At 61.6% G+C, this 12835-nt stretch carries 11 protein-coding genes; 8 read left to right on the top strand and 3 right to left on the bottom strand.

Features of this window, described 5'->3' with window-relative positions:
• Nucleotides 1-278 precede the first annotated feature (278 nt).
• Both NW845_RS04945 and NW845_RS04940 read left to right on the top strand, forming a co-directional pair.
• On the top strand, nucleotides 279-1256 hold the full coding sequence (locus NW845_RS04945) for an alpha-ketoacid dehydrogenase subunit beta (RefSeq protein WP_414365502.1): 978 nt from the start codon (nucleotides 279-281) through the stop codon (nucleotides 1254-1256).
• 105 nt (nucleotides 1257-1361) lie between these two features.
• Nucleotides 1362-2567 (top strand): NAD(P)/FAD-dependent oxidoreductase, encoded by a 1206-nt coding sequence (locus NW845_RS04940; RefSeq protein ID WP_414377206.1) that lies wholly within the window; start codon nucleotides 1362-1364, stop codon nucleotides 2565-2567.
• A gap of 25 nt (nucleotides 2568-2592) precedes the next feature.
• On the opposite strand, the gene dnaG is transcribed toward NW845_RS04940, so the two are convergent.
• A complete protein-coding gene (dnaG, locus tag NW845_RS04935; protein ID WP_414377203.1) occupies nucleotides 2593-4500 on the bottom strand; it encodes a DNA primase in 1908 nt (635 codons plus the stop codon).
• A gap of 82 nt (nucleotides 4501-4582) precedes the next feature.
• On the opposite strand from dnaG, the gene NW845_RS04930 reads away from it, so the two are divergent.
• From NW845_RS04930 to NW845_RS04915, 4 genes are all read left to right on the top strand, one after another.
• On the top strand, nucleotides 4583-4993 hold the full coding sequence (locus NW845_RS04930) for a c-type cytochrome (protein ID WP_414377201.1): 411 nt from the start codon (nucleotides 4583-4585) through the stop codon (nucleotides 4991-4993).
• Complete coding sequence (locus NW845_RS04925) at nucleotides 4993-5325, top strand: hypothetical protein (protein WP_414377199.1); 333 nt, start codon at nucleotides 4993-4995, stop codon at nucleotides 5323-5325. The genes NW845_RS04930 and NW845_RS04925 overlap by 1 nt, the downstream gene beginning before the upstream one ends.
• 62 nt (nucleotides 5326-5387) lie before the next feature.
• Nucleotides 5388-5975: a YcnI family protein gene (locus NW845_RS04920; RefSeq protein WP_414349076.1), complete on the top strand. Its 588-nt coding sequence runs from the start codon at nucleotides 5388-5390 to the stop codon at nucleotides 5973-5975.
• Between the two features lie 19 nt (nucleotides 5976-5994).
• Entirely contained in the window at nucleotides 5995-7614 is a 1620-nt protein-coding gene (locus tag NW845_RS04915) for a copper resistance CopC/CopD family protein (protein WP_414377196.1), read from the top strand.
• Here the strand turns inward: NW845_RS04915 and NW845_RS04910 are convergent.
• Nucleotides 7611-10451, bottom strand: coding sequence for a tetratricopeptide repeat protein (locus NW845_RS04910; protein ID WP_414377193.1), 2841 nt, complete (start codon nucleotides 10449-10451; stop codon nucleotides 7611-7613). The two genes, NW845_RS04915 and NW845_RS04910, sit on opposite strands and share 4 nt — an antisense overlap.
• A gap of 84 nt (nucleotides 10452-10535) precedes the next feature.
• Nucleotides 10536-10934 carry a DUF4346 domain-containing protein gene (locus NW845_RS04905; RefSeq protein WP_414365489.1) on the bottom strand — a complete coding sequence of 133 codons (399 nt, stop codon included), beginning with the start codon at nucleotides 10932-10934 and terminating at the stop codon, nucleotides 10536-10538.
• 249 nt (nucleotides 10935-11183) lie between these two features.
• Here NW845_RS04905 and NW845_RS04900 point away from each other — a divergent pair, with 249 nt between their 5' ends.
• Together NW845_RS04900 and NW845_RS04895 are read left to right on the top strand one after the other, a co-directional pair.
• Nucleotides 11184-12218, top strand: coding sequence for an HD domain-containing phosphohydrolase (locus NW845_RS04900; RefSeq protein ID WP_414377190.1), 1035 nt, complete (start codon nucleotides 11184-11186; stop codon nucleotides 12216-12218).
• A gap of 34 nt (nucleotides 12219-12252) precedes the next feature.
• On the top strand, nucleotides 12253-12570 hold the full coding sequence (locus NW845_RS04895; protein WP_414365486.1) for a YlxR family protein: 318 nt from the start codon (nucleotides 12253-12255) through the stop codon (nucleotides 12568-12570).
• The last annotated feature ends 265 nt before the right edge of the window (nucleotides 12571-12835 follow it).

Genomic DNA, 12835 nt, shown 5'->3' with positions numbered 1-12835 from the left:
CCCCGGGCGCGCCGCGACGCGTACAACCCCCACCCCCCCCAGCGGGGGGGCAAGAGGCCTGAAAGCCTTGTGGCGCAAGGCATCGAGCGGGTCAACGAAAGAATCGGCCTTTGCGGGAGTTGGCGAGGCGCTCGCGGAGCTGCTGCTACCGTTTTTGTGCTCTCTTAGAAACATTGCTGGGGTCGGGATCCCTGGATAGGGGCAAGGGGTTTGGATCCCTGCCGGCGTAATGGTTTAATGGAGGTTTAGCAACATTTTTTAAGCAACAGTTGCCCTCTATGGCCGAGACCTTCCTTTACAATGCCTTGCGTGCCGCCCTCGACGAAGAGATGGCTCGGGATCCCAACGTGTTTGTCCTCGGAGAGGATGTGGGCCACTACGGCGGCTCCTACAAAGTCACCAAAGACCTGTATCGCAAGTACGGGGAGATGCGCCTCCTGGACACCCCCATTTGCGAAAACAGCTTCACCGGCTTGGCCATCGGGGCAGCGATGACCGGCTTGCGGCCGGTGGTGGAAGGGATGAACATGGGCTTTTTGCTCCTGGCCTTCAACCAAATTGCCAACAATGCCGGCATGCTGCGCTATACGTCTGGCGGCAATTTCAAGATCCCGCTGGTGATCCGCGGGCCAGGCGGGGTGGGACGCCAGTTGGGAGCCGAGCACTCGCAGCGGCTGGAGGCCTACTTTCAAGCGGTGCCCGGCCTGAAGATCGTAGCCTGCTCCACTCCGTACAATGCCAAGGGTCTGCTCAAGTCGGCCATCCGCGACGACAACCCCGTTCTCTTTTTCGAGCATGTGCTCCTCTACAACCTCAAAGAAGACCTGCCGGAGGAGGAGTACCTGTTGCCCCTAGACAAGGCGGAAGTTGTCCGCACGGGCTCTGACGTTACCATCCTCACCTACTCGCGCATGCGCCACCACGTGCTCAAAGCTGTGGACACCCTAGTGCAGCAGGAGATCGACCCTGAGGTTATTGACTTGATCTCCCTCAAGCCTCTCGATATGGAGACCATTGCCGCCTCGGTGCGCAAAACCCACCGGGTGGTCATTGTCGAAGAAGACATGAAAACGGGCGGCATTGGGGCAGAGCTGACGGCCCGCATCATGGAAGAACTGTTTGACGAGCTGGACGCGCCCGTAGTGCGTTTGGCTTCCCAAGACATTCCCACCCCCTACAACGGCACGCTGGAAGCGGCCACCATCGTGCAGCCAGCAGATATTGTGGCGGCGGTGGAGCGGCTCCTCTACGGATAAACGCCAGATGACTCTATAACGCCGTTGAACTTCGGCGAGAACCGGGGGGAACACTCAATCAGGACTCAGGGAGGCTGGGTTCTTCTTCAGGGCAACGAGGGCAGCATGGCCAATTACGACTGGATCGTCATCGGCGGTGGGATCACCGGAGCGGCCTTGAGCTACGAGCTGGCCCGTCAAGGAGGATCCGTTCTTCTCCTTGAAAAGGAGGCGCTGCCGCCCAGTGCCACGCGCTACAGCTACGGTGGCCTGGCCCATTGGGCGGGGAAAACCCCCCTGCTCAAAGCCCTGGGGGAAGAAGGGATCCACCGTTACCGCACCCTCTCAGAGGAGCTGGAGGCAGACATTCACTTTCGCGAGCTGGATCTGCTCCTGCCGATTGCTCCTGGCTACTCTGTGGAAAATGTGGAGGCGGATCTGGCTGACTGTCGCATCCCACCCCAGCGCATTTCCGTGGAGACGGCCTGTGAGCTGGAGCCCCTCTTGAATCCGGTGGCCCTGGAGGGCGTGCTCTGGGCGCGACATGGCCACATTCATCCCTGGCTGACGACGCTGGCTTTTCAGAAGGCTTTCCAACGCCTGGGGGGATCCCTGCTTTTGCAAACCGTAACCGGCTTGCGGCGGCAGGGGCAGCGGATCACGGGGGTGGAGACCCCTACAGGCTGCTATGGGGCAGCCCAGGTGGTGGTGTGCGCCGGCGGCTGGACGCGGGCTCTGTTGCGCCAGGCCGGGATCTGGGCCCCTATCTACTTCACCCACGCCGAATCCCTCGAGCTGGAGCCTGCAGAGGTGCGGTTGAGAACCATCGTCATGAGCGCGCCCGTGCAGCGGCTGGAGCTGGAGCGGCAAGCCGGCCACCCCGACCGGGATCCCCTCTGGGACAAGCCGGGGCAGGAGATCTGCCCGCCGATTTTGGATGTCGGGATCCTGCAATTTCTAGACGGCAGCCTTCGCCTGGGCCAGATCAGTCGGGTGCTGACGGATCCCCAGGCCGAGGTGGATGCCGCCGCTAGCGAAGCGCAAATCCGCTCCCAAGCAGAGCGCTACTTGCCGGCAGTAGCTCACTTGCCCGGGCGCTGGCGCCACTGCTTAGTGGCCTTTAGCAGCGATCACCACCCTCTGGTGGGATCCCTGCCCGGCTGGGAAGGGCTGCAACTCTTTTCCGGCTTCAGCAACCCCTTGGCCATTGTGCCGGCCTTGGCCCGCCGCTTTGCCCAGCAGGCCTACGGACAGGCCGATGAGTGGCTTCCCAGTCTCTCACCAGCGCGCTTTGCTGGGTCCTCAGCCGCTGCCCCTCTCCCTCAGGGATAGAGGCAAAAGAATCCTCCCTCCTTGCTCAAGACCCCTCCTCAGCCGGCGGTGTCTCCAGCAGGTCTTCCAGGCTCAGTTGGACTTGGCGCTGCAAGGCCCGAATGGCTTGATATTCCTGTTGAATACTGGCCTGGTACTGGGCAGCAAGGGCGGTGTTGCCCTCGGAAAAGGCTTGATCCCAAAGCTGGGTCCAGTAGCGGTAGCGCTTTTGGCGAATCTCCAGCTCCATGTTGGCCAGGGCGGCGCGCACCACCAGCTGGGGGCGCATCAGGGCAATACGGGTTGTTTCATCCAGCCAGAGCAGGTGGCTAAGGCGCTCGTTGAGCTCATCGTCTTGGGCGCAGAGGGTGCGCAAAGCCGTCAGCAGAGCCTCTCCCTGCTCTTCCAGCTCCGGTTGCGCTGCCAGTAGCTCCAAGATCCGCTGCCACAACTCCCGGTGGGGACGGAAGCTAAATTGCAGCTCTCGCTCCAGCAAGGTGTGGCGGATCTCGCGGCGGTACTCGGCAAAATGCAGGAAGATCTGCAGAAGGTGGGACTCTGCTTGCAACAGTTTGGATCCCTTGTTGGCAGAAAGTTGCTGGGGTTGAGCCCAGCGGTGCTGGCGTACGGCACGGCGCAGATCCTCTTCCAGGTCGCGGCTAAGGCGGGCGTTGCCGCGGCTAAGCAATTCCGCCACCTTGTGAATGTACAGAGAGCGCCACTGTCCGCCCAAGCCAGCCAACAAGTGCACCAGCGCCTGATAGGCCTGCTGGAAATCGGCAGCTTGGCTGAGATCTCGACCGGCCAGCACCTGCTCAATCCGCCAATCCAGCCATAGGGGAGCCTGAGCCAGCAGGGCCTCCAATTGGGAAGCGGGGTGCTGCCGCAGGAACTCGTCGGCATCTTTCCCAGCGGGGAGGGTGAGGATGCGCAGCTCAATTTCCCCCCGCCGCGCTTGCTCTTCAATGGCTGCGATAGCCCGGTTGGCGGCGTTGAACCCGGCGGGGTCGGCATCGAAGTTGAGAATGAGCCGCTTAGACTGCGTATAGCGCAGCAAGGCCTTGACCTGCTGCGGCGTCAGGGCCGTGCCCATGGCGGCTACGGCATAGGCAATCCCGGCTTGGTGCAGGGCGATGACATCGAAATAGCCCTCCACTACCAAGACCTGGTCGGCCTTGGCAATGGCCTCGCGGGCAAAGTTGAGGCCATAGACCACCTGGCTCTTGTTAAAGAGCTCCGTTTCCGGGGAGTTGAGGTATTTGGGCTGCTCCTCTCCCAAGGCTCTACCGGCAAAGCCAATTACCCGCCCCTGGGGATCAAAAATGGGCAGCATGATGCGGTTGCGGAAGCGGTCGTAGTGGCCGGATCCCTGCTGGCGCGGCACCAGCAAGCCGGCTTCTTCCAGGAGCTTGACCGGCTGACCCTTCTGGTTAACCAGGTATTCGTAGAGCGACTGCCACCCAGGGGGAGCAAAGCCGATTTGAAACTTTTGCCAAGTCTCTTCGCTCAGGCGCCGGCTGTGCAAATACTCGCGGGCTGCCGATCCCACCTGGGAGCGGAGAGCATGCCGATAGAAATCGGCAGCCAGGGCCAAAATCTCCAGCAGCTTTTCCCGGTGGGAGAGTTGGCGCTCGTAGTCCTGGGACAGGGATCCCTTTGGCTCCGGCAGGGGCAGGTGGTAGCGCTGGGCCAGGCGGCGCACGGCGTCGGCAAAGGAAAGGTGCTCGGTCTGGCTGATAAAGCGAATCACATCTCCCCCGGCACCGCAGGCGAAGCACTTGTAGATCTGCTTGCTGGGGCTGACCTGAAAGCTGGGCTTGTGGTCGTTGTGGAAAGGGCAGAGGCCGACAAAGTTTTTCCCCTGCTTGCGCAGCACCACCTTTTCCGCCACCACCTCGACGATGTCGGCTTTCTGGCGCACCAACTGGATGAAGTCTGGCGGCAGACTGCTCATAACCCTGGGGATCCTACACCCCATGGTACCTGCAGGGGACTTGACAGGCTGTCTTTTGACCTGACCTGACCTGCTGGAGATAATGGTCTGGCTTCAAAAGCTGGATTTTTCCATGAACGGTCTTTTGCAGATTGTTGAGAGGAAAATGCGGATTGTCAAACTTTTCTTGCTGCTTTTGCTGGTCGGTGCTGCTGTCTTTTGGGGCCCACAAGTGGCTTCTGCGGAACCGGATTTGGCCTTGGGAGCTAAGGTCTTTCAAGCCAAGTGTGTGGGCTGTCACTTGAACGGGCGCAACAGTTTGGTGGCAGCGAAAAACCTCTCTCTGGCGGCTCTTCATGAGTACCACGTGGATACCCCTGAGCTAATCCAGGCCCAGGTGCGCAACGGCAAAGGGGCCATGCCCGCTTTTGGCAAGCTTCTCAAGCCAGAAGAAATCGAAGCCGTGGCCGCCTACGTTCTAGACCGGGCTGAGCACAACTGGAGCAAAGGCTAATGGCCCAGGAGAGGACTCAAGATCTGACCCTGGCACCTCAGATGCCGCAGGAGCAGAGCTGTGGAGCACAGGCATCCCGCCGCAAAATCTTGTCGGTTGGGGTGGGGGCTCATGGTTTGGTGGCGGTGGGCATTTCTGCCCATGGGGTGGTGGCCATCGGCGTGGTGACCCACGGCATTCTCTCCATCGGCCTGGTGGCCATGGGCGCCCTCTCCTTTGGGCTGGTGTCGATGGGCTTGGCCAGCGCCGGCCTGGTGTCCATGGGCCTTTCCAGTTGGGGTCAGCACAGCATGAGCGTGACCGAATCCCACGGATCCCATCACCATCCTTAGGTTTTGTTGGCCGGATCCTGACCGGTTCTCTTTCCACCTAGCGTTGCTAAGGAGTATTTACAATGTTCAGTTGGCACAGTTACCTCGCCTTGGCCAAGAAATCTCTGCTGGCCCTGGGAATGAGCGTTGTGCCCCTTTCTTCTGCTTGGGCCCATGTGACCGTCCATCCCAAAGAGGCCCCGGCGGGCAGCGTTGCCAAGCTCACCTTCCGCGTGCCCCATGGCTGCGATGGCTCCCCGACCATTCGCCTGCGGGTGCAGATCCCGGAAGGGGCCACCTCGGTAAAGCCGATGGTGCACCCCCTCTGGAAAATTGAGACGGTGAAAAAGCCGCTGGATAAGCCCTACGAGTCCCACGGGAAGATGATCACCGAAACAGTGGCCGAGGTGATCTGGAGCGGCGGATCCCTGCCGGATGAGTTCATGGATGAGTTCAGCCTCAGCCTCAGGCTGCCGGATCGCCCCGGCGAGACTATCCCCATCCCGGTCATCCAGGAGTGTGAACAAGGCATGTACCGCTGGATCCAGGTGGCGCAGCCGGGGGAGGATCCCAAAAACCTGCCAGAGCCGGCGCCGCTGCTGAAGCTGACGGACAAAGGAGAGACCCACGGCCACGGACAGGGACACAGCCACGGCCATGGCGCTCGCTAGCCGGGTTGCCGCTGGAATCATGTCTTTTTTGCAAAAGGGGATCCTCTTCTGGATTCGGGTTGGTCTCCTGGGCACCCTGCTGTGGGTGGGCGGGATCCAGCCCGTTTTTGCCCATGCCAGCTTGCTCTCCACCTTTCCCGAAGATGGAGCGATGCTGCAGGAAGCGCCGGCGCAGGTGCGGCTGGTCTTCAATGAACCTGTGCAGCTCACGCAGCTCCAGGTTTTGGACGGCAACGGCCAGGTGCTGCCCCTGGAAAACTTGGTTAGCACGGGCAACGCGCCGCAGGGGGATTTACCGGCGGAGATCCCGGAAGGGGTTTACATCGTCAGTTGGCGGGCCATCTCTGCCGATTCCCATCCGGTAAGTGGTTCGTTTGCCTTTCAGGTGGGGACGGCGGATCCGGGGCTGTTGCAGGCGGCGAGGGCAGCCCAAGCGGGGGATCCCTTCTATTGGCCGCTGGTGGGAGTGCGCTGGGGGATCTACCTGGGCAGCCTGTTTGTGGTGGGCGTGCTGGGCTGGTGGCGGCTGGTGCGGGGGCGGTCGGGCCCTGCAGGTGAGATAGAGCTCTCCGCCGAGGCCTGGGCTTTTGCGGCTGCCTGGCTCACCCTCAGCCTGACGCTGGTGGCTTTGAGTTTGCACCTGGCCCAGCTCTACCCCCACTTTGCCGGGCCGGAGCTGCTGAGCGTGCTGGCCTCTCCCTATGGTTGGGGCACAGGGCTACGGCTCGTGGGGCTGGGGATCCTGATCTGGGCCTGCGAGGGCGGCCCTGGCTGGGCCAGCGGATTGGGGTCGATGGCGGTGATTGGCTCGTTTTTGCCCGTCGGCCATGCCCTCACCAGCGAGTATCCAGCAGGGACGATGGCCCTCTTGGGGCTGCACCTGGCCGGCTCGGCTTTTTGGTTGGGGGGGTTGTGGGGGCTGGAGCGCCTGCTAAGCCATTCGCGCCAGCGGGACGGAGTCCTTGAGTTGACTCCCCCCGCAGTAGGCCTCATCCAGCGGTTTTCCGACGTGGCCACCTGGGCCGTGCCGGGGCTGGTGCTGGCAGGGGTGGGAATGGGGGGGATCCACCGCGGCTGGGACTGGGATCATCCCTACGGGCAGTACCTCTGGGCCAAGCTGCTGCTGGTGCTGATGATCCTAGGGTTGGCCGCCCACAACAAGTTGCGGCTGCTGCCGGCGCTGCGGTCGGGGGTCTGGGCGGCGGCTCGATCCCTGCAGGGGATTGTCCGCCTGGAGTTGGTGGGGCTAGTTCTGGTGCTGGCCTTAACCAGCTTTCTAGTGGCCCAAGCCCCTTCTAGGCAAGGAGCAGAACTCCCCCGGGAGCCAGCCTGCCAGGCGACATTGGGCTGGCCAGAAGGCAGCCTCCGCGTGCAGATCCGGCCCTGTCGCCCCGGCAACAACAAGGTGCAAGTGGAAGTCAAAGGGATCCCGGCCCAGGAGCTGAGCTTGGACTTTGACCTGCCCGCGCGTGGGATCCCCCCTTTGCGGCGCCAGGCCCTGCCGAAAGAACCTGGCCGGTTTGAGGTGGAAGATGTCCTCTTGCCCTTAGCGGGAGAATGGCAGATCCGGGTAAGGCTGCTAGTGAGCGACTTCGAGGAGCGACGGGAGCAAGTTAGGCTTAGGGTGGGGGATCGCTAGGAGCTGCCTAGGGAGTGAGCCTCTTCTTCCCCAAGGCGACCTTCGTATCCCTGCAACTGGAGGGCAGTCTGGAAGTCCTGACAGGCTCCTTGCCAGTCACCAAGGGCAGCGCGGGCTAGGGCGCGATTGCAGTGGGCTTTGATATGGCTGGGGTCCAGTTGGAGAACCTGCGTGTAGTCGCGGATAGCTGCCGCAAAGTCTCCCTGCTGGGCATAGGCCCAGCCGCGGTTGTTCAAGGCCCAGAGGCGCGTTTGGGGATCCAGCTCCAGTTGCAGGAGCTGGGTGTAGTCGGCCAGCGCCCTCTCTCTTTCCCCCGCCTGATCCCAAAGGAGGGCCCGCCAGAAGAGGGCGTGGCGCTCCTGCGAATGCAAGAGCAGGGCCTGGGTGTAGTCGGCAATGGCCTGCTGTAGCCGGTTGGCCTGCCGGTGGAGATCCCCCCGCTGCCGGTAGGCGAGGGCCGCATCCGCCAGGCCCCAGTCGCAGTTGCAGCTTAAAGCTTGGTCAAGGTCAGCCAATGCTGCCTCCTTGTTGCCCAAAGTCAGATGTACCGCTGCCCGCAGGGCAAATCCCTGAGACGCCTGCGGCTGCGCTTGGATCAGGGCTGTGAAATCCGCCAGTGCTCCCTGCCAGTCCCCCAGCCGTTGCCGCGCCATACCTCGGTATAGATGGATACGAGCCAGCAGATCCAGCCCACGCGGGCTCCCCGGCTGGCCTGCCCACTGCAGCGCCTGGGAGAACTCCTCACAGGCTGCCAGCCACTCTTCTTGCTCAAAATGGATCTGGCCGCGGTCAAAGTAGAGCTGCGGGTTATGGGGATCCCGCTCCAGGGCAGCCGTGTAGTCCTGCCGCGCCGCCAAGGGATCCCCCAAAAGCCGGTGAACCTGGCCGCGGCTGCTGTAGGCCCTGGCATCGCTGGGATCCAAAGCAATGGCCTGGCTCAAGTCGGCCAGAGCCGCTTCCAGATGGCCCAGATCCCGATGGGCAATCCCGCGGTTAAGGTAGGCCTTGGCCAACTGGGGATCGAGCTCCAAGGCGCGGTTGAAGTCGGCTAAAGCGCCTGCCGGATCCCCCAACTTCTGGCGAGCCAGCCCCCGGTAGCAATAGGCCTGGGCTAGTGCAGGGTTAAGGCGGAGCGCCTGTTCACAGTCCGCCAGCGCTGCCTCCAGGGCGTTGTTGCTCAGGTAGGCCATAGCCCGCTGCAGATAGAGCTCCGCCTGCACTGCCACCTCTGCTTCAGAGCTTCCAGCAGCCTGTAGCGCAATGGCCTGAGAAAAATCCTCAATGGCCCCCTGGACATCCCCCACCGCTTGCCGAGCCAGGCCGCGGCGGTGGTAGGCCTTACTGTGACCGGGATCCAACTGCAGCGCCTGGGTGTAGTCCTCAATCGCTCCCTGGAAGTCCAGCAACTGCGCCCGCGCCACTCCCCGGTTAAAGTAGGCTTCGCCATCCTGCGGATCCCGCTTGAGGACTTCGGAGAAATCTGCCGCTGCCCCCTGGGCATCCCCTAGATAGCCGCGCACCACGCCGCGGTTAAAATAAGCCCGCACCTCCTCAGGGTTGAGCTCAAGGGCGCGGGAATAATCCTCAATCGCTTGCTGCGGCTGCTCAAGCTGCCGGTAGGCGTTGCCGCGGTTGTAGTAGGCCACTGCCCAGTGGGGATTGAGGCGGAGGGCGTGGGTATAATCGGCAACTGCCCCTTCATAGTCCCCTAGCCGGTAGCGGGCCAGGCCACGGTTGAAATAGGTGCGGGCCTCTCCCCCCGCCAGTTGAATGACGCGGGTGAAATCTTCAACTGCTCCTGCCCAGTCGCCAGTTTTGTAGCGGGTGCTGCCCCGCTGGCTGTAGGCGCGGCTGTTCTGGGGATCCAGTTGAATGGCCAGGGTGTAGTCGGCAATCGCCCCCTGGAGATCCCCTTGGCGGGCTTTCTCTTGGCCACGGACCAAGAGGCGCGCTGCCAAAACCTGGTCTACCGAAAGATCAGAAGCCACAGCTTCGTTGGAAACAGGCAGCAGGGGCCGCAGCGCCTCTAGCACCTCAGCTGCTGACTGAAAGCGCTCTTGCCAGCGGGGACAGATCATGCGATCCAAAATTACCGCTAGCGCCTCGCTAACTGGGGCCAGATCCCGCCAAAGAAGCTGGCCAGTGCGGGGATCGTCTGGGATCTTGGTGGGGGGGCGCCCAGTCAGCGCTTGAATGGCCAGCACTCCGACTGAGTAGATGTCGCTACAGGGCTGCGGCTTGCCGGCAAGCTGTTCCGGGGCTATGTAGCCCACCGAGCCGATGACTGTTGCCAGCTGGGTTTGGCCAGGAGCCGGGCTGACCAACCGGCCCACCTCCTTCACCGCCCCAAAGTCAATTAACACCAACTTGCCGTCGGAATCGCGGCGCATCAGGTTGGCTGGCTTGATGTCCCGATGCACGATTTGACGGGCGTGGACATAGCGGAGGATCTCCAGGATCTCCCCCAGCAGTTTGACGACCTCCGCCTCGCTCAGGGGCTGGCCGGCCACCAGCTCTTGGCCGAGATCGTGGCCGGCAATGAACTCCTCGACTAAGTAGAACTCCTGATCCTGCTCGAAGTGGGCCAAGAGGCGGGGCACCCGGTCGTAGTGGTTGAGTTGGTTGAGAACTTTGGCTTCCCGTTCAAACAGCTTGCGAGCCGTGGCCAGGGTATAGGGATCCGTGGAGAGGGGGCGCAGGCGCTTAACTACGCAGGGGGTGCTGAAGGTATCTCGATCTACGGCCTTGTAGGTAACCCCAAACCCCCCCTGCCCCAGAAGGCCCAGGATTTCGTAGCGCCCCCGCAGAATGGTTCCCGGCTTAACCTTGTCGTCCATGATCCAGCTCGCCCCGCTGTGATCTTGGTCACGGCAAGCTGGCTCGATTCTGCCACAGGCTGCTCGCCTGCAGCGAGCTTGCCCCTAGTCCTGCACGTACTCTTCGCCGGAGATCAAGGCTGCTTCTGCCTTCTGGAACTCCCGCCCTAGGTAGGCAGCGTGGCTAAGCTGGGAGACGACCTTTTCGCTTTCTTTTTCAAAGATCTGGACACACAACTCCTTGGCCGTCCGCCCGACGTACACCCGCTGTGGGGAGCGATTGACTGGCCCCCGCGCTGGGATCACCGCCCCCGTCTCCGGGTCGGTGGCCAGCCCCCGCTCGTTGATCACGGTGCTGTAGTACTTGGCGCAAATGAGCTGCTGCTGCCGATCAACGTAGATAACAAAGTAGCCTGCCGGATCGAGCTCCAGGGGTCGGCGGGAAAGCTGGTCATCAATGCAGCGCACCTGCTCCCGCAAAGACTCAGAGGAAAAAGACGACATGGTAAAGTTGCCAAGAAGCTCACAAAACGGGTGCCAACGTAGCCAAGACTACCTTACATTATCCCCATTGTGGCTGAGAAATGGGCTCCCTGGAGAGTTCGATTGCTGTAGAAAAAGCCCCCTTGTTGGCCAGGGTTTTGGTTAAGCAATTGGCGGCGGCTTAAAGCAAGTTCAGTGGAAAGGCGGATGCTTGCCAGTGGGAGCTGAGATTACGCTAGAGGCAGCGAGCTAGGGATAGTCTCTGCCAAGATGCAATCGGCCCAAGCTGAGAGGCTAGTGGGGGTTGGAATCCCTGAGATAACACCTTCTGGAGAGCAGGAGCCGGCGGGCCATCTCCTCATCGTGGACGATCAGCCCCACAGTCGCCTGTTGCTGGGGGATCTGTTGGAGAGCATTGGCTACCGCGTCAGCGAGGCGGAAAACGGCCAGCAAGCCCTGCAGATGCTGCCAACCTTGCAGCCGGATCTGATCTTGTTGGATGTGATGATGCCGGGATTGGATGGGTTCGAGGTCTGTCGGCGCATCAAGGCCGATGAGGAGACCCGCTTAATCCCGGTGGTGTTGATTACAGCGGCCGGCGGCCGCAAAAACCGCGTGCGTGGCATCGAGGTCGGAGCCGATGACTTCCTGAGCAAGCCCTTTGATGAGGCGGAATTGCTGGCGCGGGTGCGGTCCCTCGTTTACCAAAAGCACCTCAATGAAGACCTGGATCATGCTGCCCAGGTTTTATTTGCCATTGCCCGCAGCGTAGAAAGCCGGGATCCCATCACTGGGGATCACTGTGAGCGTCTGGCACAACTGGCCAAGGGCTTCGGTGAGTTTCTCCAGCTACCCCGTCCCTTGATCAAGGCGCTGACCTGGGGAGCTTATCTGCACGACATCGGCAAAGTGGGCATACCCGACGCCATCTTGAGCAAAACGGGCAAACACACGCCGGAAGAGTGGGAGGTGATGAAATCCCACGTCTTGATCGGGGAGGAGATCTGCCGCCCGCTGCGCACCATGAAGGATGTGCTGCCCCTCATCCGCCACCACCACGAGCGCTGGGACGGCAGCGGCTATCCCGATGGCCTCAAGGGAGAAGAGATCCCACTGGTGGCCCGCATCTTCCAGATTGCCGATATCTACGACGCCCTTACCTCGGAGCGACCCTACAAGCGAGCCTTCACTGTCCAAGAAGCCATGGACATCCTGCGGGAAGAAACGGCCAAGGGCTGGCGGGATCCCTACTTGGTGGAGCGTTTCTTTGAGTTTTTGCGGTCACGGCTGCCCCAGTTGGAGTAGGCTGGGGTAGGTAGACCCTTCAAGACAAGATCCTTTGGTCAGCAGGGATCCTCTACGGCGCTGTGTAGGTTGTCGCCAGTTGTTTCCCCGCTCCCAACTGTGGCGGCTGGTTAGGCAATACGATACTCACCAGGTGCTTCTGGACAAGGGCATGGGCCGTTCTGCCTACCTGTGTCGCCGGCTAGAATGTCTGCGGGCAGCGCGGCGGAAGCAGCAGCTCAGCAGAGCCCTCAAGGCAGCAGTGCCCGACTCGCTGTGGCAACTGCTGGAGCAGCAACTGCTGTGCGATGCTAAGGCCCAGAGCCCCCAGGAAACCCTAGCTCCGGGGGCAAGCGCTTTAGACAAAACCTAGGCAGCTCCAGAATTGGCCAAGTAAGATATTGAAACACCTTTTCAGGCTCATCCAGTCGCGAACTACACGGTAGCCCCTCTCAACTGTCAGAATAGGGGTTGGTTGAGTTAGCCGCGGCCGGCCTGTATGAGCCGCAAAAAGGTTATTCTAAAAGCGCTGTTGATGTTGGTTCCTTCCCCGGTTGTCTTACACTTTATGTCCCCTGCGGATGCTTTCAAAGCAGCTTCGGACTTGGATTCCCTCCAGTCTCCACCCTTGGAAGGAT

Source organism: Synechococcus sp. H60.2, from assembly GCF_047462315.1.
Taxonomy (GTDB): Bacteria; Cyanobacteriota; Cyanobacteriia; order Thermostichales; family Thermostichaceae; genus Thermostichus.
The sequence above is the reverse complement of the archived record's forward strand: the minus strand, read 5'-3'. Positions and strand labels throughout refer to the sequence as shown.